Origin of the sequence: Oceanisphaera avium, from assembly GCF_002157875.1 — a bacterium.
Taxonomy (GTDB): domain Bacteria; phylum Pseudomonadota; class Gammaproteobacteria; order Enterobacterales; family Aeromonadaceae; genus Oceanimonas; species Oceanimonas avium.
The window spans coordinates 1422428-1446395 of the sequence record NZ_CP021376.1 but is presented as its reverse complement, the minus strand read 5'-3'; the positions used below and the strand labels follow the sequence as shown (position 1 = coordinate 1446395).

Genomic DNA, 23968 nt, shown 5'->3' with positions numbered 1-23968 from the left:
TGTCGCAGCTCGCCTAACATGGTGGGCTATTTTCCTCTCACGCTCACACTCACCTATTTTTAATATTGAAACTTCGCTATCCAAGCAACAAGATAGAGGGCTTTAATGAGCCCTTAACTCGCCAACACCCGCGCATCAACTCTGAGGATGGCTATGTCATTGTTAGAAGTGAAACACTTAAGAATTGAATATCCTTCCCGCCATGGCGTGCTGGCGGCCATTGCGGATTTATCTTTTCATGTTGAGCGCGGCGAGATTTTAGGCGTGGTGGGAGAGTCCGGTGCCGGCAAGTCCACCATTGGTAATGCGATTATCGACTTACTGAGTCCGCCAGGGCGCATTGCCAGTGGCGATGTCTATTTAGATAAAGAGCTTATTTCAGGCCTAAGCTCCCATCAAATGCGCGGTATTCGTGGCCGGCGAATTGGTTTTATCTTTCAAGATCCCATGACGTCGCTAAACCCGCTCTTCACCATTGAAAAGCAAATGGTTGAGACCATACTGGCAAATACCACACTGACGCCCCGCCAAGCGCGCAAAAAGTCGATTGGATTATTAGAGTCGGTGGGTATTGCGCACGCCGCGCTTCGCATTAAACAATTTCCTCATCAGTTTTCTGGCGGCATGCGCCAACGCGTCGTGATTGCTATTGCGCTGTCATGTGATCCGGAATTAATTATTGCCGATGAGCCCACCACCGCGCTCGATGTCTCTATCCAAGACCAAATACTCACGCTTATTCGCACGCTCTGTAAAGAGCGTAATGTGGGCTGCATGTTAGTTACCCACGATATGGGCGTGGTGTCCAATGTAACTGATAGAGTTGCGGTGATGTATCGCGGACGTTTAATGGAAATTGGACCCACCGCCAAGGTCTTAAGCACACCGGCCCATGATTACACTAAAAGCTTAATTTCAGCGGTGCCGCGCTCTGATATTAAACTGCATCGCTTTCCTTTAGTATCGTATATCGAAGAGGCAACTGAGCCACCCCAGCTGCATTTAAAAAGCCATTGGCTTGGGCAAAACCAAGCTCAGCGCGCGTATACCGGCCCTTTGTTACAGGTGAAAGAGTGCAACTTGCGCTTTATCACTAAACACGCCTTGTTTGAGTCGGGGCGCCAATATATTCAAGCGGTCAATAACGTCAGTTTTTCTATTCATGAAGGGGAAACCTTTGGCTTAGTCGGTGAGTCGGGCTCAGGAAAATCCACCTTAGCGCGCGCTATTAGTGGTTTATATCCGCCCGATAGTGGCAAGATTAGTTTTGAAGGTATCGAACTCACGGCCATTAAGCGTGAACAAGCCCGTCGCCCACTTAGACGGCAAATGCAGATGATCTTTCAAAATCCCTATTCTTCTTTAAATCCGCGTATGCGGGTAGCCGATATTATTAGTGAACCGATCCGTTTTCACCGATTAGCAAATAATGAGGCGCACATTCGCTCGATTGTGAGGGATTTATTAGATTATGTCGGGTTAGAGCGCAATAGCGGTGCTAAATTTCCTCATGAATTCTCCGGTGGCCAGCGCCAGCGGATCTCCATTGCTCGCGCGTTGGCGACTCGCCCTCGTTTGCTTATTTGCGATGAGCCGACCTCGGCATTAGATGTATCAGTACAGGCACAAATTTTAAATCTACTGAAAGACTTACAAGATGAGCTTAAGCTTACCTTGTTATTTATTAGCCATGACTTGCCAGTGATCCGCCAAATGTGTGACCGTATTGGGGTGATGCAAAAAGGCTGTTTATTGGAAGTGGCCGATACCGAACAATTATTTACCCATGCTAGTCATCCCTATAGCCGCGCTTTAATTGGCTTAATGCCAGAGTTTAAAGGCATGTCTCGGGCAGGATTAGATATTTCCGCGCTCCCTGCGGGTGAGTTATAAACAGTCAATGGAGTGGTACATGAAAAACGGACTCAATAAAGTAATGACGGCCATGCTGGCTGCAGGGTTGACCTTGGGTGTGCAAGCAGCAGATTTAACCATTGCCTATGATGCGGATCCTGTGTCGCTAGATCCACACGAGCAGCTTTCTGGCGATACCATGGAGATGTCGCATCTGTTATTTGACCCCTTGGTGCGCTGGAGTAAAGACTTTAAAACCCAGCCCCGCTTAGCAAAAAAATGGGAGCGCCGTGATGAAAACACCGTGCGTTTTTATTTACGAAAAGGGGTGAAGTTTCACAGCGGTAACGACTTTAGTGCCGACGATGTGGTGTGGACTTTTAATCGCCTTAAGGAGTCCCCCGATTTTAAGGCAATTTTTGACTCCTTTAGTGCTGCCACCAAAGTGGATAAACACACCGTAGATATAGTCACGCGTGGCCCTTACCCCTTAGTACTTAATACCATGACTTATTTATTTCCCATGGACTCTAAGTTTTATAGTGGTCAAGGAGAGGGAGGCAAAGAAAAGAGCGCTATTGTTAAACATGGCAGCTCCTTTGCGTCTACTCATACTTCAGGCACGGGACCCTTTAGGCTGAAATCTCGCCAGCAAGGCATAAAAGTAGAGTATGAGCGCAACCAAGACTATTGGGATAAGCAATCCCCTGGCAATGTACAAAATTTAACCTTAGTGCCGATCAAAGAAGATGCCACTAGGGTAGCGGCCTTATTAGCGGGGGATGTGGACTTCATTAAGCCGGTATCGCCAAACGATCATAACCGCGTACAGAGCGCCTCTGGCGTTAAGCTCATTACCGAGTCGGGCACGCGCATTATTACGCTGCAAATGAACCAAGCACGCTTTGAGCCCTTTAAAGACGTGCGAGTGCGCCAAGCTATTAACTATGCCATTAATCAAGAAGGCATTGTGAAGCGTATTATGCGCGGCTTTGGTACCCCAGCTTCTCAGCAAACTCCCGCTGCTTATCTTGGCCATAATCCCGACTTGGCACTGCGCTACGATGTCGATAAAGCCAAGCAATTAATGGCCGAAGCCGGTTATGAGGAGGGCTTTAAAATCAGCATGATTGCGCCCAATAACCGCTATGTAAATGACTTTAGAATTGCCGAGGCGGTGAAGGCGATGCTGGCACGCATTAATATTGATGTGGACTTAAAAACCATGCCGGTGGCGCAGTACTGGCCGGAGTTTGATAAGTGTAATGCCGATATGCTGATGATTGGCTGGCATTCAGATACCGAAGATGCGGCTAACTTCTCTGAATTTTTAACCATGAGTCGCAATGAAGAAACCGGTCGCGGGCAATATAATTGTGGCCATTATGCTAATGCTAAGCTTGATGATCTTATCGATAATGCCAACCTAGAAACGGATGACGTTAAGCGCGGCGCCATGTTGCAGCAAGTTGAACAAATCCTCTATGACGATGCCGCCTTTGTGCCGCTGCATTGGCAAGACTTAGCCTGGGGCGCCAAAGAAAAGGTTCAAGCTGAGCCCATCGTCAACGCGCTCGACTTTCCTTATTTAGGAGATTTAGTGGTTAAAGACTAACCGCTTCTTAGCCGCCAAATAATAAAATAACGCCCAGTGCCAGGCGCTCCACTAAAGGAAGACAATGCGCTTGGTGTTGCTTAGCGCTTTTTTTTTGTTGGAATAAATAATGTTAACTTTCTTATTGAAACGACTGTTTCAGATGATAGTGGTGATGTTTGTCATCAGCTTAGTGGCGTTTTCAATTCAAGATAATCTGGGCGATCCCCTACGTGAGCTCGTAGGGCAGTCGGTGTCTGAACAAGTGCGCGAGCAAATGCGCACTGAGCTTGGGCTCAACGATCCGTTTTTAGTTAAATACGGTCGCTTTTTAGGCCAAGCACTGCAGGGGGATTTTGGGCTGTCGTACTTTTATAAAAAGCCCACCTTAGAAGTGATTTTTGATAAGTTGCCTGCCACCTTGGAGTTAGTCTTTTGCTCTACGGTGTTAATTATTAGCTTAAGTATTCCGCTGGGTGTGTACTGCGCCATTAAACCGCGGGCTTTAGGCGCGCGCCTAATAATGGGGCTGAGCATTGTTGGTATATCGGTGCCGGTCTTTTTAACTGCCATTTTATTAATGTATGTGTTTTCCATTGAGCTAGGCTGGCTACCCGCCTATGGCCGCGGCGTACTAACTAGCCCTTTTGGCTGGCAATCTGGCTTATTTAACTGGCAAGGCTTTCGCAATTTAATCCTGCCCACTGTCGCTTTATCTTCCATTATGCTGCCACTCTTTATTCGCTTAGTACGCTCTGAAATGTTGGAACAATTAAGCAGTGAATATGTAAAGTTTGCGTGGGCAAAGGGCTTAAATAAATATCGTATTTGGTTTTTGCATGCCTTAAAAAACACCTTGTTACCCTTAATTACCGTGGGCGGGGTGCAAATTGGCACTATGGTGGCTTATACCATTTTAACGGAAACAGTCTTTCAATGGCCGGGCATTGGCTTATTGTTCTTAGATGCCATTAATAGAGTCGATACGCCGCTGATCACCACCTATGTCATTTTTGTCGGTTTTGTCTTTGTGTTAACCAATACCTTAGTGGACTTAATTTATGGCTTAATTAACCCCACCGTCAACTTAGCGGCTAAGGGATAGGCATGCATAGTAAACTCAATAATAAGCTTAATGATGAGCAAGTACCGAGTCGCTGGGCACGGCTTTGTCAGTCAGATTTTATTTATCATTTTCGCCGCGATAAGGTCGCTATCATTAGCTTTGCCTTATTTATGGCCATGCTAGTGGCGGCCTTGCTCTCTCCTTGGTTAGCGCCTTTTAATCCCTATGATTTAGCGACCATTGATATCTTAGACTCTGAGCTACCACCGGCGTGGTTAGAGATGGGCGATACGCGTTTTTGGCTAGGTACCGATGTACAAGGGCGCGATATTTTCAGCACTATTTTATATGGCTCACGCGTGTCATTAATTATTGGGCTAAGTGCTGTGGCGCTGCAGCTGATAATCGGCATTATGGTGGGCTTGTCGGCGGGCTATTTGGGTGGGCGAGCCGATAGTCTCTTAATGCGCGTTGCTGATGTGCAATTATCTTTTTCCACTATGATGGTGGCCATTATAGTGTCTGCGGTGTTTCAAGCCACCTTGGGAGCTGATTTCTACGGCCAATATGCGGTGTTAATGTTAGTGATCATTATTGGTTTAGCAGAATGGCCACAATATGCCCGTACTATTCGCGCCAGTGTATTAGCAGAAAAGAAAAAAGAATACGTAGAAGCGGCCAAGGTGATGGGCTTTAAACCGCTGCGTATTATGTTTCGCCATATTTTACCTAACTGCTTATCGCCTATTTTAGTCATCTCTACAGTCCAAGTGGCAAATGCCATTATGAGCGAAGCCGCGCTGTCTTTTTTAGGCTTGGGCATGCCTGTTGATCAACCTTCGCTGGGCTCTTTGATCAGTATGGGTTTTAGCTATATTTTCTCCGGCTCTTGGTGGATCACCGCTTTTCCTGGCCTGTATTTAGTGCTGTTAGTGCTAGTTATTAATTTATTGGGTGATTGGTTGCGCGATGTCTTTAACCCTAAATTTTATAAGGGATAAACATAGCTATACGTCTACCGCCGTACGCCATAAATTAAAGACGAACCCCGATATTTTTTGTAGCTTGGCGCGTATGGCGTAAAGCGTACGGCTGCCTTGAAAGGATTGCTCTTGTTGGCTCGTGTTATTAAGGCTCCTCGCTCACTGGCGGGGCTGCTTATTTTATTAGGTATGGTGTTGGTTGCTGCCAATGTGCTTGGTTTTAATGTCTCTAACAGTGTGGCGGGCACCAGTTATTGGTTGGCGGCTGCGCTCTTATGGAATGGCCTTTCTCAGCGTAACCGCCGACAAGCCAGTGTTTTAATTGGGCTAGGCGTGAGCTGTTTAGTGGCAAGTTTATGGTTAGGCGCCGAGCTGGCCGTGGAGCGATTATTCAGTGCTAACGTCACTATTATCTCCATGTTAGTGGCGGTGAGCTTTTTAAGTTTAGTCACTCGCCCAGCACAACAGCAGCAGATGCCACTGCCTAAGGGGCGTCGTGCACTGAGCTCGACCTTAGTGGCCATTCACGCCTTTGGTGCCGTTATTAATTTATCGGCAGTTTTTATTATTGGTGATCGTTTAGCACAGCACGCCAAGCTTACTCGTGAGCAATCTTTGGTCTTGGTGCGCGGCTTTAGTGCGGCCGCATTTTGGTCGCCATTTTTTGCTGCTATGGGAGTGGCGCTAAGTGTCGCGCCCCGTGCCGAGCTGGCGCTATTATGGGGGGTGAGCATGCCGCTGGCCGCTATCGCATTAGGGCTAACTTATTGGCAATTACAGCGCCAAGCGGTGCCCGTTCGTTCCACAGACGATTATCCCAGTGCGCCTGTCAGCGAATTTATCGGTTATCCCTTGCATATTAGCGCCTTACTAGTACCTAGCCTGTTAGCCATTGCGGTATTAGTCTTTCATAAATTACTGCCCCAGTGGTCCATTTTGGCGGTGATCACCTTATTAGCGCCGCTGTTTAGTGTGACTGGATTGGTGATTAAAAGAGAGTCTGTGAGGCGAAACATTGTGCAGTTAGTGAGCGGGCGCTTAGCACAAATGGGCAATGAATTGATCTTATTCTTAGCCGCGGGCGTCTTAGCCTATGGCTTGGAAAGTGTACTACTAAGCGCGCATTGGCAACTACCCGTAGCGCACTTTGGCATTTTGGCCGCCGCTGTTACTTATTTGGCTATTATCTTTTTGGCACTTTTGGGTGTTCATCCTATTGTCTGTATTATGCTGGCCGCCAGTGTGTGGGCACCGCTAAATCCTGATCATAGCTTAATGGCTTTAGTCTTTCTGTCGTCCTGGGCACTGGGCACCGCAAGTGGGCCCTTGTCAGGGATTAACGTGGCATTTCAAGGCCGCTATGGCGTGGACTCTTTTGCCATGATGCGCTGGAATTTAGGTTATTTAGCGCTGATGTCCTTAGGCGTGCTGCTCGCGATTGGCGTGTTAGGCTGGAGACTAGGCATAAATGTGCTGTAAAAAATCGCATTTCATGAAGAGACTAACGCTTAAAAGCTCTCCCTTTAATTCGCTTAATAGCGAAGCACAAAGCGAGTTAGCGGGTCATAAAGTCAGAAAGGCACACTCAAAGTGCAAGGATAAAAATAATTATTAAAAATGGCCTGTTTTGCTTATAAGAGGCTCGCAGTCACGGTTATAGCCTTTTGATTACTATAGATTTGTTAGTAAATCGTTTAAAAAGTATGCGTTATTGTCTCATCTCATTTGCGCGCAGTTAGCTTTTCATTCATAATATGCGGCCTAAAAACTGTGTCGGTGTGTCAGTGAATTTTGGATACTCCGTCTACTTCATAAACTCATCATTTTAAGTTGAATCATGACCGAATTATCCAAATACAGAAACATTGGTATTTTCGCGCACGTTGATGCGGGTAAAACCACCACCACTGAACGTATCCTGAAACTGACCGGAAAAATCCACAAGTCCGGTGAAACCCATGACGGTGAGTCTACTACTGACTTCATGGACCAAGAAGCTGAGCGCGGTATTACCATTCAGTCAGCTGCGGTAACCTGTTTCTGGAAAGGCTTTCAATTCAACGTGATCGACACCCCAGGACACGTTGACTTTACAGTTGAAGTTTATCGTTCACTGAAAGTATTAGACGGCGGTATCGGTGTATTCTGTGGTTCTAGCGGTGTTGAGCCTCAGTCTGAAACTAACTGGCGTTATGCGAACGAATCAGGCGTTGCTCGTTTGATTTTCGTTAACAAGCTAGACCGTTTAGGCGCTGACTTCTTGCGCGTAGTACAACAGACGCGTGACGTCTTAGGTGCAAACCCAGTAGTAATGACCTTACCTATTGGTACAGAAGAGAATTTTAAAGGCGTGGTAAACCTGCTGACTCGTGAAGCATTAGTGTGGGATGAGTCGGGTGACCCAGATAAGTTCAGCATTGAAGCCGTTCCTGCTGACATGGTTGACCAAGTTGAAGAATACCGTGAGAAGCTGATTGAGTCTGCCGTTGAGCAAGATGACGATCTGATGGAAGCTTACATGGAAGGCGAAGAGCCTAGCATTGAAGAGATCAAGCGTTGTATCCGTAAAGGTACGCGCACCATGGAAATCTTCCCTGCTTTCTGTGGTTCTGCCTTTAAAAACAAAGGTATGCAGTTAATTCTGGATGCCGTTGTTGAGTACTTGCCAAGCCCAACCGAAGTTGACCCACAGCCGTTAACTGACGAAGAAGGTAATGAAACAGGTGAGTTCGCTATCGTTGATTCAAGTCAGCCATTAAAAGCGTTAGCTTTTAAAGTCATGGATGACCGTTTTGGCGCCCTGACCTTTATCCGTATCTACTCAGGCACCATCAAAAAAGGTGACACAGTACTCAACAGTGCCACTGGCAAAACCGAGCGTATCGGTCGCATGGTAGAAATGATGGCGGATCAGCGCTCAGAAATTGACAGCGCACACGCCGGTGACATTATTGCCGTAGTGGGCATGAAAAACGTACAAACCGGTCACACTTTGTGTGATGTTAAGCACCCATGTACTCTAGAAGCCATGGTGTTCCCAGATCCTGTTATCTCTATTGCCGTTGCACCAAAAGATAAAGGTGGTTCTGAGAAAATGGGCGTGGCGTTGGGTAAGTTGATCTCAGAAGATCCTTCTTTCCAAGTAGAAACTGACGTTGACTCTGGCGAGACCATCCTAAAAGGCATGGGTGAGCTGCACTTAGATGTTAAGGTGGACATCCTAAAGCGCACTTATGGTATTGAGCTGATTGTTGGTGAGCCACAAGTAGCCTACCGTGAAACCATTACCGCTGAAATTGAAGACAGCTACACGCACAAGAAGCAGTCTGGTGGTTCAGGTCAGTACGGTAAGATTGACTACATCATTCGCCCAGGCGATGCCAATACCGGTTTTGTGTTTAAGTCTTCTGTAGTGGGCGGTAACGTTCCTAAAGAATTCTGGCCTGCTATCGAGAAAGGTTTCGGCAGCATGATGAACACAGGTACCATTGCTGGCTTCCCAGTATTGGACGTTGAGTTTGAGTTAATTGACGGTGCATTCCACGCCGTTGACTCCTCAGCTATTGCCTTTGAAATCGCCGCTAAAGGTGCGTTCCGCCAATCTATCGCTAAAGCTAAGCCACAGTTGCTTGAGCCTGTGATGAAAGTTGACGTGTTCACGCCTGAAGATCACGTAGGTGATGTTATTGGTGACTTGAACCGTCGTCGCGGTATGATCAAAGATCAAAATGCCGGTATGACAGGTGTTCGCATCAAGGCAGATGTGCCATTGTCTGAAATGTTTGGCTACATTGGTCACTTGCGTACTATGACTTCTGGTCGTGGTCAGTTCTCTATGGAGTTCTCACACTACTCACCTTGCCCAGCCAATATCTCTGAAAAGGTAGTGGCTCAGGTTGCCGAGCGTAAAGCGGCAGAAGCCAAGAAATAATTAAGCGCCATCTTGCTTAGTATAAAAACCGCTGCTTGCAGCGGTTTTTTTATGCCTGCTGGTAAGTCATCTTTTTGCAGCTGTTAATAGCGCTAGCCTTGCTCGCTTAGCAGCCATAAAAAAACGCGCTTAAGAGCGCGTTGTTATTTACTTAACCTGCTATTACTGAGTGCGTAAGAACTTCATAATATGACCTTTAAAAGGCTCTGCTAAGTAATGAGTATCTTCTGGCTTAATGTGGTTACTAGTAAAACCAAAGTTGAGCAAGTCGTTGCTGATTTTATTTTTTCTGCCCCGACCCGGATCCACTAAAATTACTTTGCAGTTAGGGTTGGCATGGCGATTTATAAAGCCAGCCAGCAGGGCAATATGCTGATCTTCATATAATAAGTCACTGCCAATAATTAAGTCAAAGCGCCCTAAATTACTGTGTTCATCAGCCCAGTCGGCGCGCTCAAAAGTAATATTCTTATTGTTGTTAAGCTGCGTATTTCTATTAAGGAAAGTTTTGACTTGGGGGTGGTAGTCGGTGGCCGTAATATCGGCATTACGTTGATTTAGTAAAATACTCGCCAAACCAATGCCACAGCCCACCTCAAGAATGCGCTTACCTTCAATGTCATAATCAAGCATGTAATTAGCTAACACTTGGCTAGAGGGCCAAAGCACGCCAAATAATGGCCAAGAGGTATCGCAAATCCCTAAGCGTTCGGCAACGCCATCGGGATCACTAAATTGTTGGTTATCGCGTAAGGTGCATAAGTGAATGTCTTTATTGCCAATCTCAATCGTTTGATAACGTACGCGCACGGGCGAAGTCATGTTAATGTCCTAAGTAGGAGGCTAAGCCAGTAACCTTAAGTAACTAGCAAGAGCTAAGATCAAGAAATTTGGCGCCATTATAGCACATTTAGCAACATGTTAGTGAATGTTAGAGACGAGGCGTCCCGTGAGGAGCGAGCAGTAAGTAAGAGTGTGTAATAATAAGAGCAGCTAGGGCTAAAGAAAACCACTGAGCCTAAGAGACTCAGTGATTAAATTAATGAGCTTGATAGTCGCGGATAGCCTGAAGTATGCCCTCGGCATCTAAGCCAAGCTTAGCAAGGACCTGTTGTTGGCTGCCTTGCTCTACAAAATAATCGGGCAGTCCTAAGTTTAATACCGGCACTAATTTTTTATTGCGCATTAAGCACTCATTTACCGCTGAGCCAGCACCGCCCATAATGGCGTTTTCTTCCAAGGTTACCAAAGTCGTGTGAGAGTCTAATAACGACAATAGCAGCGCTTCATCCAGCGGCTTCACAAAGCGCATATCTACGACGGTGGCATCCAGTTGCTGTGCGGCTAATTTAGCCTCACCTAGCAAGCTGCCAAAGTTAAGAATGGCCACCGCATTATTATCACTGCTTGCGTGTTGAATAATGCGACCCTTACCAATGTCGAGTGCCTGTAATTGCGCTTCAATAGCAGCACCAGGGCCTGATCCGCGCGGATAGCGCACGGCACAAGGGCCTGAGTACTGATAACCGGTAAAGAGCATTTGTCGACATTCGTTTTCATCACTGGGCGTCATAATCACCATATTGGGTACGGTGCGCATAAAGCTTAAGTCATAAGCGCCTTGGTGGGTGGGGCCATCGGCGCCCACTATGCCGGCACGGTCAATAGCAAATAACACATCGAGCTTTTGCAGCGCTACATCATGGATCAGCTGATCATAACCGCGTTGTAAAAACGTCGAGTAAATGGCTACAACCGGCTTTTTGCCTTCAATTGCCATCCCTGCTGCCAACGTAATGGCATGTTGTTCGGCAATGGCAACATCAAAATAATGTGTTGGAAACTCTTTAGAAAAACGCACTAAGCCCGAGCCTTCGCGCATGGCTGGCGTAATAGCCATGAGCTTGTCATCAACTCTAGCCATATCACATAGCCAGTCGCCAAATACCTTGGAATAGCTGGGACTGCCGACTGCAGCTTTAGGCAGTGAGTCTTGGCTAGGATCAAACTTAGGCACGCCATGATAACCAATAGGGTCTAGCTCGGCGGGCTGATAGCCTTTACCTTTGCGCGTCATAATATGTAAAAACTGCGGCCCTTTCAGTTTTCGCATATTGCGCAGCGTTTCTACAAGCGCATTAATATCATGCCCATCAATAGGGCCGACATAATTAAAGCCAAACTCTTCAAATAAAGTACCGGGTATAATCATGCCTTTAAGGTGTTCTTCGGTACGCTTAGCAAACGCCTTGAGCGGTGGCACAATTTCTAGGGCTTTTTTACTGCCCTCACGCAGTGTGCTGTACAAAGAGCCAGACATAATACGGGCGAGATGGTTATTAAGGGCGCCGACATTTTCAGAAATTGACATCTCATTGTCATTTAACACCACTAGCATGTCTTTATGAATATCACCCGCATGGTTGAGGGCTTCAAACGCCATGCCCGCCGTAATAGCGCCATCACCAATAATGGCGGCGACTTTGCGGCCTTGCTGCTCATGATCAGCGGCAATCGCCATGCCAAGAGCGGCGCTAATACTGGTACTCGAATGCCCGACACTTAAGGTGTCGTATTCGCTTTCTTCACGCCAAGGAAAAGGATGCAGCCCTTTAAATTGGCGAATGCTAGGCAGCAAATCCCGTCGCCCGGTTAAAATTTTATGGGGATAGGCCTGATGGCCCACATCCCACACTAGGCGATCAAAGGGGGTGTTATACACATAATGCAACGCCACCGTCAGCTCAACCACCCCTAAACCTGATGCAAGGTGACCACTGCTTTGGCTAACAGAATGCAGTAAGTAGGATCTTAGCTCGGCGCACAAGGCGGGCAATTTATCTTGGGGGAGGCTGCGAAGCTCATCGGGCATGTTCGCCAAGGCCAAGGTGGGGTAATCAGCAATATTGAGACTCATAAGCTTATTCTTATCCTCGCTCTAAAAATCGCGTTTCACGATATAGTGAGCGAAGGCTTCCAGTGTTTGAGTGGAGTAGGGGATATCAGCTAATGCCGCCAAGGCTTGAGCAAGCAATTGCTCAGCCAACTGGCGGGCACCATCCAGACCTAATAAGGCCGGATAAGTGCTTTTTTGCTGCATAATATCTTTACCTTGGGTTTTACCGAGCGTTTGGGTATCGGCGGTAATATCTAAAATATCATCTTGTACTTGAAAGGCGAGCCCTATGGCATGAGCGTACTGGCTGAGCGCGCTTAAATGCGCTTCTTGCATGTCCTCTACACATAAGGCGCCTAAACGGACTGCGGCTACAATTAAAGCGCCGGTTTTATGGCGATGTAGCTCTTCTAGAGCGGCGCGTTCAATGCTTTGCCCCTCATATTGAATATCCAAAGCTTGCCCGCCACACATGCCCTGATAGCCACAGGCGAGCGACAGCTCTTGGATCATGCGCAGTTGGCGCGCCGGAGTTAAGCCTAAATTTGCTTGGCTTAATAATTCAAAAGCCAAGGCTTGAAGGGCATCGCCCGCTAAAATAGCCGTAGCTTCATCAAACGCTTTATGGACAGTCGGCTCGCCACGGCGCAAGTCATCATCATCCATGGCCGGTAAGTCGTCATGAATTAAAGAATAAGCATGAATACATTCTATGGCGGCGGCGGCGGCATCGAGTGCCGCTGTATTGCAGCTCGCACCCGATTGACTTAATAACTCGCCACTTGCATATACCAGCAAAGGGCGTACCCGCTTTCCTCCGCGCAATAAGCCATATTCCATGGCGGCTCTAAGGGTCGGGGCTAAGGGGGTAAGTCTGGCAATAGTGGTTGCCAACACTTCCTTAATGCGCGCTTGATACTGCGCTTGCAGTAAGCTTTCGGCCACCTTATGACTCCTCAGAGAGCGCGGTAAATGATGTTAGCTGTCCATCATCTTGTTGTAATAAAATCTGTACTTGCTGTTCAGCTTGATTTAAACGTTGTTGACCGGCACGCACGAGTTGTACGCCGCGCTCAAACGATTTGAGTGAGTGCTCCAAGCTCAGGTCACCTTCTTCAAGTTGGTTGACCAAGTTTTCCAGTTCTGCAAGGGCGCTTTCAAAATCCATATTTTCAGGTTTTTTAGTAGCCACGGGCATCCTCTGTGATTAAACGGCAAAATAAGCGTCAATAGTACCATCGCCACCACAGTTTTGGCGAAAATTATAGCCAGCGCGCTCGTTTACTGACATAAAGTCTTAAAGAATAGCCGAGACTGCCGATAATACCGATGGCGACAAAACGGGTTCTTACAAGGTAAGATTGAAACCTATTTGTTTCGTCATACTGTGACTTTTACTGTTTATAACTCAGCCATGAGGGCCTTGCTTTGGATTTAGCAACGATTATCGGGTTAATCGGCGGATTGACATTTGTCGGTATGTCCATGGTGCTAGGCGGCAGCTTGGGTATGTATGCGGATGTACCCTCATTTTTTATCGTCTTTGTTGGCTCTCTGTTTGTCGTCATGATGAAATTTAATTTAGGGCAGTTTTTAGGCGCGGCTAAAATTGCCGGCAAAGCCTTTATGTTTAAACTGGAAAAGCCAGAAGATTTGATTGAGCGAGTGGTGGTACTCGCCGACTCGGCTCGTAAAGGCGGCTTCTTAGCCCTTGAAGAAGCAGAAATTACCAATCCTTTTCTACAAAAAGCCGTAGATATGTTAGTGGATGGCCATGAGCAAAGTGTTGTAAAACAAGCGCTAGAAAAGGACATTGACTTAAACGCCGAGCGCCAAGAGCTAGGGGCAAAAATATTTCGTGCATTAGGTGATGTAGCACCGGCGATGGGCATGATAGGTACTTTAGTCGGGCTAGTCGCCATGTTGGCTAATATGGATGATCCTAAAGCCATAGGACCGGCCATGGCGATTGCGTTATTAACCACTCTGTATGGTGCCGTGTTGGCTAATATGATTGCCATGCCTATTGCCGATAAGCTAGAGCTGCGTTCAGAAGAAGAGCGCTTAAACCGAACCTTGATTTTAGATGCGATATTGGGCATTCAAGATGGGCAAAACCCCCGAGTGTTGCAAGGCTTACTAGAAAACTATTTGGCCGATAATAAACGGTCCAAGGAGGAGTAGTGGCCAAAAAGTGCAAACAAGCACCCGCAGGTGCGCCGGCGTGGATGGCCACTTTTGCCGATTTAGCCACGCTGCTAATGAGCTTTTTTGTGCTGCTCTTAGCCTTTGCCGAAATGGATGTGCTGAAATTTAAGCAAGTGGCCGGCAGTATGAAATACGCCTTTGGCGTACAAAACCAATTAGAAGTGGCCGAAATTCCTAAAGGGACGTCGGTGATTGCGTTGGAGTTTAGACCCGGTCAGCCTCAGCCCACGCCGATTGATACCATAATGCAGCACACCACTGACTCCACTCAAGCTGAACTCGACTTCCAGCCCGGCGAATCGGATCGCGCCGCTGGACTTAGCAGAGAGAAGGGCGACCAAGATGGCTCTGAACAAGAAGAAGCGCCCCCTATAGATCAGCAAACGATGGTGATTGCCCAGGAGTTAGCAGAGGAGCTGAGCGAGTCCATTGAACAAGATGCTATCGAAATTGAAGCGCTTGGCCAACAAGTGGTGATCCGTATTAAAGAAAATGCCTCTTTCTCCTCGGGTTCTGCCTTTTTACAACCGCAATTTTGGCCGGTAGTAAGAAAAATTGGCGGCTTAATTAATGATATTCCGGGAGAAATTTTAGTCGCAGGCCACACCGATGATATTCAAAGTAGTAATGAGTTATTTCGTTCTAATTGGGAGCTGTCTTCTCAGCGTGCGTTAGCCGTTGCTGAGCAATTACTGAAAGTGCCCAATTTTGATGAAGAGCGCATGGTCGTGATGGGGATGGCGGGCACTCGCCCACTGGAAGGAAATGATACCGCTGAGCATCGTCGCCGTAATCGCCGCGTTGAAATCACGCTTTCCCAAGGTAAACCTAAATTTACGCCGCCGCTGGACTTAAACGCACCACGCTAAAGTGCATCTCTCTCCTTAGGCCTGAACCGCGTTCAGGCCTTTTTTATGGCAGTCGATAAAGTTTGGACTCATTCGCTTGAGGTGGCTGATAGTTTTTTGCACAACTGCGCACTAAAAAGAGTTATAATGCGCGGCTTTATTTTATGTGTTTTCCTTTTTAAGCTGTTCTAGGCGTACCGTATTTATGAAATTTATCATCAAGCTTCATCCAGAAATTACTATTAAAAGCCGCTCGGTACGCCAGCGCATGGCTAAGTTGCTACAAGGCAATATTCGTAACGTATTGAAACCTTTGGATGAAAACGTAAAGATCCGCTCTGAGTGGGATAAGCTGATTGTGCGCTCTGAGCTTGATGAGCATCGCCAAGCCATGATTGAGCTGTTGGCCTGTGTGCCTGGTATTCAATCTTTTTTGGAAGTACAAGAGTACAAAGTCAGCAGCCTTGATGAAATATTAATACATGCCGAACAGGCCTTTGGCCCTTTGCTAGCAGGAAAAACGTTTTGTGTGCGCGCCAAGCGCCGTGGCCAGCAAGGGTTTAGCTCATTGGATGTGGAGCGTTATGTGGGTGGCGGCTTATTTGAGCGCTGCAATACGGCGGGTGTAAAGCTAAAAAAACCCGAAGTACAAGTCAATTTAGAGCTGGAGGGTGAGCGCTTATATTTGGTAAGTGAGCAATTCCTAGGCCTTGGCGGCTATCCTATCGCCAGTCAAGAAAGTGTGTTGAGTTTAATGTCCGGTGGCTATGACTCAGGCGTGTCGTCTTATCAGTTAATTAAGCGCGGTAGCCGCGTCCATTATTGCTTTTTTAATCTCGGCGGCCCTGAGCATGAAGCCGGCGTTCGGGAAGTGGTTTATTATTTGTGGAAAAAATACGGTGCCTCCCATCGTGTTAAGTTTATTTCGGTGCCCTTTGAAGGAGTCGTGGGTGAGATCCTAGAAAAGGTCGAAAACGGCTATATGGGCGTTATCTTGAAACGCATGATGATGCGTGCTGGTGCCGCTGTGGCTGAAAAGTTGGCCGTTAATGCGCTAGTAACGGGTGAGGCTATGGGGCAGGTGTCGAGTCAAACGGTGACTAACCTCAATGTGATCGACCGCGTAACCGAGATGTTGATTATGCGCCCGCTAATAGCTTCTGATAAGCAAGATATTATCGATATAGCGCGTCGTATTGGTACCGCTCCTTTTGCCGAAAAAATGCCTGAGTATTGCGGTGTTATCTCCAGTAGCCCCACTATTAAGGCAAAAATGACTCGCGTGGTCGAAGCAGAAGGGCACTTTGACTTTAGGGTATTAGAACAGGCCATTGCTAGTGCCTGTGTAGAAGATGTGCGTATGTTAGAGCATAAACGCCTCTTACCTGAGGTGGAGTTTACGGCAGCAAATACCACGCAAGAAGACTCAAATGAGATAATTCTTGATATTCGCCCACCCGAAGAAGAAGAAGTGGCGCCCTTAAAAGTAGCAGGCTGTGAAGTGCGTGTTATGCCGTTTTTTAAGCTGTCTAGCCAATTTAGTGAATTAGATGCCAGCAAAACGTATCTTTTATATTGTGATCGTGGAGTAATGAGTCGCTTACAGGCCATTCATCTGAAAGAGCAAGGCTTTGAAAATGTCAAAGTCTATAAGCCCTAACTCACAGTAGTACCCGCTTAGTAAGACAAACCATAAGCTTATGCAGTGAAATAAAAACGCCATTCTATTGAATGGCGTTTTTATCGCTCGCGATAAAGAGTTAGTTCTGTGCGGCTAGTTTAGTCTTATGCATTTCACGATTTTTTATTTCATCATAAAGCTGTTGGTTAACGGGGACTGGAATGCCTTCGGCATGTTGAAGAATATAGCCCGTAATATAATCAATCTCTGACTTTCGACCGTGGGTGACATCTTGTTGCATTGAAGAATGGTTAGCTGCGGTTAATTCAATTACTTGCGCTAAACGGCGGCGAAAATCTTCTCGGCTTTCGGCACTGCTGGCATCCAAGTTTGAAATGACTTGATACACTTCATCACTGAGTTGTTCCACCGCCTCTTTAAATCTTGGCTCGGCCAGTTGGCCATTACTAATATTATATTGAGCCGTGAGGGGGTTAATAACGGCATTAACAGCGAGTTTACGTCGCTGGTGCAGCGCAATATCATCACTCCATTCGCAATGATTTAGTGCTTTTGCTAATGGCTTAATTAAATGCTGCCACGCTTTACCCGCCTCATTTAAAGGACCTAACCAAGTGTCTCCTTTGCCGGTATGGCGCACTAGCCAGTCTTGCTCTTTCATGGCACCGTGGCTACATACTCCAACCAGTAGCGGGTTATCGGGTAATAGGGCTTTTACCTGTTCGCTCAGGCCCATGCCATTATTGAATAATATTACCGGCGTACTTTTAGGTAAGTGCTGCAGCTCTTGCAGTGCTTCAAGTACATGGTAGGCCTTGGTAAATACCAGTAGGCATTCGACTTTGCGTGCGTGTTCAGGAAATCTAGGTTGGCTTTGAATTAACTGGTGGCGGCCACTGAGCGTGATCAGGTCTAAATTTGGATGAAAATGACCTCGATGACGCTCAGAAAGCATAAAGCCAACTCGTTCACCTGTTTGGTGGAGTTGGCCTGCAATAACACAACCCAGAGCCCCCGCTCCAAGAATGGTCCATTCCGTCATCACTCTATTCCCTAAATTTTGTTATTATGCGTGTGTATTAAGCATATACGTTAGCTGTGAACTTTCATTGTTTCCAGCGTATTTTTTTGTCGCTAACGATTAATAAAACCATTTAAAGGAGCCAGCATGCCCTCTTTTGATATTGTGTCTGAAGTTGAGATGAATGAAGTACGTAATGCGGTGGAAAATTCTAATCGCGAATTAGAAACCCGCTTTGATTTTAGAGGTGTGGAAGCGCGCTTTGAATTAAACCAAGATAAAGTAAAAATTAGCGCCGATGCGGATTTTCAGCTTCAGCAAATGCTTGATATTTTTCAGGCAAAAATGGTGCAACGTAAATTAGATGTGCGCAGTATGGATGTGGCTGATGTGGTGCACACTGGTAAGCGCTACTCCCAAGAAATAAGTTTTAAACAAGGCTTAGAGAGCTTGTACGCTAAGAAGTTGGTCAAGCAAATTAAAGATAGCAAAATAAAAGTGCAAGCGGCCATTCAAGGCGATCAGGTACGCATTACCGGTAAAAAACGCGATGATCTACAAGATGTGATGGCGCTGTTGCGTGGGAGTGAACAAGAGCAACCGCTGCAATTTAATAATTTTCGCGATTAAAGTTGAAGCAGAGCTAATATGGAAAATAATGAGGCGCAAAGGGGGAAGGTTAAAGCTGAGCGCCTTAAAGATTAAAGATTTTGTGCCACGCAATACCTAAAAGAAATTTAAAACGAGTAAGAGACTAAGACAATTGCTGTGGTCAGCTTTAATAATAACTCGTGATTGTCTTGATTTTTCTGACTCGTTGCTTGTACTGCGTGGCAAAAAAATACTAGGGTTGGGAGTTTATTTCTTCGCTTGGTGCTGGGCAGTTAGCGCTGCTTTACTGACCTTATGGATCAGCCATAATACCGGTAGACCGATGGCGGCAGTGCCAATAAAGAAAACTGCATAGCCATACGCATCCACGGCCAGCCCAGAAAAGCCGGCTAAAAACTTAGGGAATAACATCATAATCGAGCTAAATAGCGCATATTGAGTGGCAGAAAAAGCCACATTAGTTAGGCTAGATAAATAAGTGATAAAGGCCGCCGTCGCAATACCTGCACTAAGATTATCCAGTGAAATAATCACCGTTAGCAAGGTCACATCGGGCCCAAACTGACTCATTAAAGCAAAAGTTAAATTGGTGGCCGCTGCTAATACTGCGCCTAACATTAAGATACGCAGTGTACCAAATCGGCTTACCAATATACCGCCCAAAGCCGCCCCTACTAAGGTCATGACGACGCCATACACTTTAGTCACAGTGGCAATTTGTGACTTACTAAAGCCCATGTCCACATAAAACGGATTAGCCATCACGCCCATCACCACATCTGACACTCGATAGCAGGCGATAAGCGCTAAAATAACCAGCGCTTGTTTGCCAAAGCGCTGAAAAAAATCAATAAAGGGCGCCAGTAGCGCGCTATACATAAAAGATAAAGCGCTAGCAATGGGGACGCTATGGCCAGCGGCAATGAGTTGCTGGCGATGAGTTGCTTGTAGATTTTGTTGCTGTTTTAAGTCTACTTGTGGCTCATGTAATAAAAAGCAGGTAATGACGCCAACGAGCATAAAGCTAGACATGCCCAAATAAGCACTCTTCCAGCCTTGGGGGTTATAACCTAAGTCAGAGCCCGCCCACGCAGCAATAGCGAGCGCGCCAGCACCCGCCATGATCATGCCAAGGCGATAGCCCATCATATAAGCCGCAGCCAGTGCTCCTTGTAAGCGAACTGGCGCGGCCTCAATACGATAAGCATCAATTACAATATCTTGAGTGGCAGAGGCAATGGCCACGGCGAGCGCAAATATAGCTAAATAGGTGAGCTGGCTTTGGGGGTCTGAATAGGCCATGCCCCCTAAGGCCGCCATAATAGTCAGTTGCGAGAGCAGCATCCAGCTGCGCCTACGTCCCATTAAGCGTGCTAAAACAGGAAGACGAAGCCTATCGACTAGTGGCGCCCACAATACTTTTAAGCCATAGGCCAGTGCCACCCAACTGAAAAAGCCAATGCTAGTGCGACTCACGCCTGCTTCACGTAACCAAAACGACAAGGTACCAAAGACCAATAATATCGGCAGTCCTGAGGAAAAACCGAGTGCGAGTAAAGCAAGCACTCGGCGCTCACGATATAACGCCAGTTGTTGAGACCAGCTGGGCTTGGTCTTATTAAGCGTGGTCATGGCTTAAGTGGGTCTCGCTCAACGGGAGTATCGCTATCTTGGGGAGTGGGGTCGTTGGGCGTGGCTACTTCTGGCTCTAAACGGCGCACCCTTTCTAAGATAATATTCTGTTTGGGCACATCTCGCGCGCGCAAGGTTAAATTCATGCCAGTGGGCACGTTAGCTATCTTCTCTAGCACTTCTTGGCCAGCGGTTACCTGACCAAACACTGTGTAACCACTGTTGCGCCCGCCATTAAGGGAATTGTTATCGCTAAAGTTGATATAAAATTGGCGAGTGGCGCTATTAGGATCTTGAGTGCGCGCCATAGCGATACTGCCAGCAGTATTTTTTAAACCATTATTAGACTCATTCACTACCGGGCTATAAGTGGGCAGCGGCGTAAAGGCGCTATCAAAGCCGCCCCCTTGCACTACAAAGCCTGGGATCAAGCGATGGAAAATACTGCCTTCATAGCTGCCATCGTCCACATACCGTAAAAAATTAGCAACGGTAGCAGGCGCGGCTTGCTCATTCAGTTCTACTTCTAGGGTGCCTAGGGTAGTCACTAACTCGACTTTAGGCCCCGCCCACGCTGAGGCGGCTGCCAGCAAGCTGGCAGCAAATAGAAAAACAGACTTCATTATTGGGCCCCAATAAATTGTTGGATATCGCGATCTGCCAACATGTCTTTTACCATCAAGGTAAGCTGCTCATCGATAGCTGCACTCACCTTATCTAGCTCAGGATGCAAGCGCCCAGGAAATTCGGCTTGTGCACTACGGCGATATTGTTTGGTAAAGGTGCGACCATCGCGTTTTAAGACTAATTGCATACGCAGCTTTTGTACTACGTCATAGCTAATGTGTCCGCGGATCACGCGCGCTAATACCTCTTGAATCTCGAGCTGTATTTGGGTGTTAGCGCCTTGCTCAATCACAGCACCTTGGTCACTAAAGCCTTGCGCTAGTGCCTGCTCCATCTGTATTTTTAAGTTATTACTGGCTCCCACCACGACCGGCGCTTTATTGTTTTGTTCAATTTGAATGATGTAGTCATTATTACGATTATCTTGGCTAGTTAAGCTAATGGCTTGGCCGCGATAAACGCCACCGCTGGCATCAACGGTCGGTTTTACATCTACTGCCACCGGATAATAGCTTGCACATGCGGTAAGACTCAGTGTGATCGCGCCCACCATTAACCATTTTAGTGTTTTCATAATGCGTCCTTAACGAGGTTGACTGGCTTTGAGAATAACGAATTTAGGATTAGATGCCACTACCGTATGGTTGCCAAATAAACGGGCTAACTTATGGTGATAATCAAGATGGCGATTACCGACTATCCATAATTCACCGCCACTGCGCAATACCCGCTTGGCATCGACAAACATTTCCCATGCTATGTGATCGGTAATGGCTTGTTGCTGATGAAAGGGCGGGTTACACAAAATAAGATCAACACTATCAGCGGGTACGCCATCGAGACAGTTATTGACCGAAAAGTGGGCGCGTGCTTGGGCATCTGGTAAGTTATGGCTGATATTTAAGCGAGCACTGGCAATGGCCATATAAGACTCATCAGTAAAAGTCACCTCAGCGTCGGGGTTATTGACTAAAGCCATTAAACCTAACACGCCATTTCCGCAGCCTAAGTCAATAATATGTCCACTTTGGTCCTTGGGTAGGTGTGCTAAAAACAAGCGAGCCGCAATATCTAAACTAGCTCTAGCAAACACATTTGGGTGATTAAAAAGCGTAAAGTGGCTGTTCTCTAACGGCCAAGCGACAGGTACCGGCAAACGTTTTGCTTTAAGGGCAGGGTCTGGCGTACAAAAAATAAGGCGGGCTTTTTTGCGGGCCAAACTTGTGGTGGTGGGACCAAGATGGCGTTCAAATAAAGCCAAAGTTGAGCTATGAATGTCTTTGGCTTTGCCCGCCGCTATCACTCGCGTGCTAGGGCTAACAATTTGGCTTAATTGTGCCAGTTGGTATTCCAGCATGGCATTATTTTTAGGTAATTTAAGTAATACTATCTGGGGAGGCGCTTCATCTTCAGGCCAAGAAGCCAAGCTTGAAAGGGGCGTCCAATTTTGTGCCAAGCCATTGTCATGGGCGTTGGCTAAGCACGCCAACTCGCTCACGCGTGAGTCTGACACACTCCAAGGCTGATAACGGTGTAGCGCTAGAGTGAGCGCGCCAAAGCCATCGTTTAAAATTAGAATTCGCGTGTTATCTGCTAAAGAGTGGCTGGCCAATTCATTAATAAGATATTCATCGCCGGCGTCCCACGCTTGGAGCTTATCGTGTGCTTTACGTGGAAATCTAAGTAAGGTGAGCGCGCCGCCCCCAGGAAGAGAAAAGTGCTGATTCATAACAATAAGCTCATAAGAAAAAAATCATTTTAACAGTTACTAAAGGAAAAGCAGCATGCCAACACCCGCTAACTCTGCGATTGGGCACCCTATTCCTGAAGATGCTTGGTTGCCATTAGTACAGGGGCGGCTATTATGGTGCCCGCACGCCTTCATTGAACCTGCAGATTTATGGTTGGCTCAGCTGCAAAATGACATCCCATGGCAGCAACATCGTTTGCGGATGTTTGGTAAAGAGTTAAACGAGCCAAGATTGTCCTGTTGGATGGGCGAGCGCAGTTATCGTTACTCGGGGAAAACCCGTGCTGCTGAGCCTTGGCATCCGCTAGTTAAAAAAATAGCGCAGCAAGTGAGCAAATTGTGTGGTCAGCCGTTTAATGGCGTGTTATTAAACTTATATCGCCACGGCCAAGACAGTATGGGCTGGCATGCTGATAATGAACCAGCACTGGGGATTAATCCCACGATTGCGTCACTTACTCTAGGCGCAAGTCGGCGTTTTAAATTACGCCACACCAGTGGCGAGCAACTGGAATTGGTGCTCAGCCATGGCAGCTTATTGGTGATGGCCGGTGAAATGCAGCATCATTGGCAACACGCCTTGCCTAAAATGGCCGCCTGTCATGAGCCGCGCATAAATTTAACATTTCGCTGGCTAAATGAATAAGCAAAGGGTGAGCAGGCTCCTTGTGACTATGAAAGTAGGTGCCGACATTGGCGGTCTTAATTTATAGAAATTATCGGAGAGTTAATCATGTCGATACAAGCTCAGATTGAGCAAAAGGTACAGGCCGCTTTTACGCCTTTGCATCTTGAAGTGATTAATGAAAGCTATATGCACCGAGTTCTGCCTGGCTCAGAAAGCCATTTTAAAATAGTGGTGGTCAGTGAAGCCTTCGACGGAAAACGCTTATTAGCGCGCCATCGCCTGCTTAATCAATTACTCAATGATGAACTCAATCAAGGAGTTCATGCTCTAGCATTACACACTTTAACGCCCAGCGAATGGCAAGCCCGCGCAGGTGTTGCCGACAGCCCGCCGTGTCGCGGACAAGGAGGCGTATCGAGCTAACTCAACCACGCCTTTTATTGACGAGCACTACCTTTAGTGAGTTTGCCCTTATTTAATCAAAGACGATTAGCCTTATTAACAGCGAACACCCTGCGCTTATTGCATCGTGTTTTATATAAAGCTGAAAGCTTTATATAAAGTGGCATTAAATATTACTATTTGCCATGGCAGCCAGTGTGTGAAAAGTGGTAACATTATGCGCCCTTAATTTGGGGCTGGATGTTACCGGACTGTGGTCAGGCTGTTGATGACA

The 23968-nt window shown here is 46.8% G+C and carries 21 protein-coding genes; 12 read left to right on the top strand and 9 right to left on the bottom strand.

The window, feature by feature from the left end; genetic code table 11:
• Positions 1-153 precede the first annotated feature (153 nt).
• The 6 genes from CBP12_RS06645 to fusA all read left to right on the top strand — a co-directional run bounded on the left by CBP12_RS06645 (position 154) and on the right by fusA (position 9428).
• Positions 154-1893: a dipeptide ABC transporter ATP-binding protein gene (locus CBP12_RS06645; RefSeq protein ID WP_086963743.1), complete on the top strand. Its 1740-nt coding sequence runs from the start codon at positions 154-156 to the stop codon at positions 1891-1893.
• 19 nt (positions 1894-1912) lie between these two features.
• On the top strand, positions 1913-3469 hold the full coding sequence (locus CBP12_RS06640; RefSeq protein WP_086963742.1) for an ABC transporter substrate-binding protein: 1557 nt from the start codon (positions 1913-1915) through the stop codon (positions 3467-3469).
• 109 nt (positions 3470-3578) lie between these two features.
• A complete protein-coding gene (locus tag CBP12_RS06635) occupies positions 3579-4553 on the top strand; it encodes an ABC transporter permease (RefSeq protein WP_086963741.1) in 975 nt (324 codons plus the stop codon).
• Between the two features lie 2 nt (positions 4554-4555).
• Complete coding sequence (locus tag CBP12_RS06630) at positions 4556-5515, top strand: ABC transporter permease (RefSeq protein ID WP_086963740.1); 960 nt, start codon at positions 4556-4558, stop codon at positions 5513-5515.
• Between the two features lie 111 nt (positions 5516-5626).
• On the top strand, positions 5627-6976 hold the full coding sequence (locus CBP12_RS06625) for a hypothetical protein (protein ID WP_232455175.1): 1350 nt from the start codon (positions 5627-5629) through the stop codon (positions 6974-6976).
• A 358-nt stretch (positions 6977-7334) separates the two neighbouring features.
• Positions 7335-9428: an elongation factor G gene (gene fusA / locus CBP12_RS06620; protein WP_086963738.1), complete on the top strand. Its 2094-nt coding sequence runs from the start codon at positions 7335-7337 to the stop codon at positions 9426-9428.
• Between the two features lie 162 nt (positions 9429-9590).
• Here fusA and CBP12_RS06615 read toward each other — a convergent pair whose 3' ends face one another.
• The 4 genes from CBP12_RS06615 to xseB form a co-directional block, all read right to left on the bottom strand.
• The gene (locus CBP12_RS06615; protein ID WP_086963737.1) at positions 9591-10250 is read right to left on the bottom strand and encodes a class I SAM-dependent methyltransferase; all 660 of its coding nucleotides are present in this window, start codon (positions 10248-10250) and stop codon (positions 9591-9593) included.
• 217 nt (positions 10251-10467) lie between these two features.
• Positions 10468-12345, bottom strand: coding sequence for a 1-deoxy-D-xylulose-5-phosphate synthase (gene dxs, locus CBP12_RS06610; RefSeq protein WP_086963736.1), 1878 nt, complete (start codon positions 12343-12345; stop codon positions 10468-10470).
• A gap of 21 nt (positions 12346-12366) precedes the next feature.
• Positions 12367-13269 (bottom strand): (2E,6E)-farnesyl diphosphate synthase, encoded by a 903-nt coding sequence (ispA, locus tag CBP12_RS06605; RefSeq protein WP_198341872.1) that lies wholly within the window; start codon positions 13267-13269, stop codon positions 12367-12369.
• A gap of 1 nt (position 13270) precedes the next feature.
• Positions 13271-13516 carry an exodeoxyribonuclease VII small subunit gene (gene xseB / locus CBP12_RS06600; protein WP_198341871.1) on the bottom strand — a complete coding sequence of 82 codons (246 nt, stop codon included), beginning with the start codon at positions 13514-13516 and terminating at the stop codon, positions 13271-13273.
• Positions 13517-13752: 236 nt separating this feature from the next.
• Between xseB and pomA the strand changes: the two genes are divergently transcribed.
• From pomA to thiI, 3 genes are all read left to right on the top strand, one after another.
• The gene (gene pomA, locus CBP12_RS06595; protein ID WP_086963734.1) at positions 13753-14508 is read left to right on the top strand and encodes a flagellar motor protein PomA; all 756 of its coding nucleotides are present in this window, start codon (positions 13753-13755) and stop codon (positions 14506-14508) included.
• A gap of 44 nt (positions 14509-14552) precedes the next feature.
• The gene (locus tag CBP12_RS06590) at positions 14553-15401 is read left to right on the top strand and encodes a flagellar motor protein MotB (protein ID WP_232455191.1); all 849 of its coding nucleotides are present in this window, start codon (positions 14553-14555) and stop codon (positions 15399-15401) included.
• 184 nt (positions 15402-15585) lie between these two features.
• Positions 15586-17040 carry a tRNA uracil 4-sulfurtransferase ThiI gene (gene thiI, locus CBP12_RS06585; RefSeq protein WP_086963732.1) on the top strand — a complete coding sequence of 485 codons (1455 nt, stop codon included), beginning with the start codon at positions 15586-15588 and terminating at the stop codon, positions 17038-17040.
• A 100-nt stretch (positions 17041-17140) separates the two neighbouring features.
• Here the strand turns inward: thiI and CBP12_RS06580 are convergent, their stop codons facing one another.
• Entirely contained in the window at positions 17141-18064 is a 924-nt protein-coding gene (locus tag CBP12_RS06580) for a ketopantoate reductase family protein (RefSeq protein WP_086963731.1), read from the bottom strand.
• 126 nt (positions 18065-18190) lie between these two features.
• Here CBP12_RS06580 and CBP12_RS06575 point away from each other — a divergent pair, with 126 nt between their 5' ends.
• Positions 18191-18673, top strand: coding sequence for a YajQ family cyclic di-GMP-binding protein (locus tag CBP12_RS06575; protein ID WP_086963730.1), 483 nt, complete (start codon positions 18191-18193; stop codon positions 18671-18673).
• Between the two features lie 228 nt (positions 18674-18901).
• Here the strand turns inward: CBP12_RS06575 and CBP12_RS06570 are convergent, their stop codons facing one another.
• The 4 genes from CBP12_RS06570 to CBP12_RS06555 are packed head-to-tail and all read right to left on the bottom strand — an operon-like array spanning position 18902 to position 22643.
• A complete protein-coding gene (locus tag CBP12_RS06570; RefSeq protein ID WP_086963729.1) occupies positions 18902-20287 on the bottom strand; it encodes an AmpG family muropeptide MFS transporter in 1386 nt (461 codons plus the stop codon).
• The gene (locus CBP12_RS06565) at positions 20284-20910 is read right to left on the bottom strand and encodes a peptidylprolyl isomerase (RefSeq protein ID WP_086963728.1); all 627 of its coding nucleotides are present in this window, start codon (positions 20908-20910) and stop codon (positions 20284-20286) included. Before CBP12_RS06565 ends, CBP12_RS06570 begins: the two co-directional genes overlap by 4 nt.
• Complete coding sequence (locus tag CBP12_RS06560; RefSeq protein ID WP_086963727.1) at positions 20910-21488, bottom strand: YajG family lipoprotein; 579 nt, start codon at positions 21486-21488, stop codon at positions 20910-20912. The genes CBP12_RS06565 and CBP12_RS06560 overlap by 1 nt, the downstream gene beginning before the upstream one ends.
• 9 nt (positions 21489-21497) lie before the next feature.
• Positions 21498-22643 carry a methyltransferase gene (locus CBP12_RS06555; RefSeq protein ID WP_086963726.1) on the bottom strand — a complete coding sequence of 382 codons (1146 nt, stop codon included), beginning with the start codon at positions 22641-22643 and terminating at the stop codon, positions 21498-21500.
• A gap of 55 nt (positions 22644-22698) precedes the next feature.
• On the opposite strand from CBP12_RS06555, the gene CBP12_RS06550 reads away from it, so the two are divergent.
• On the top strand, positions 22699-23310 hold the full coding sequence (locus CBP12_RS06550; RefSeq protein ID WP_086963725.1) for an alpha-ketoglutarate-dependent dioxygenase AlkB family protein: 612 nt from the start codon (positions 22699-22701) through the stop codon (positions 23308-23310).
• 87 nt (positions 23311-23397) lie between these two features.
• Positions 23398-23715 (top strand): BolA family protein, encoded by a 318-nt coding sequence (locus CBP12_RS06545; RefSeq protein ID WP_086963724.1) that lies wholly within the window; start codon positions 23398-23400, stop codon positions 23713-23715.
• The last annotated feature ends 253 nt before the right edge of the window (positions 23716-23968 follow it).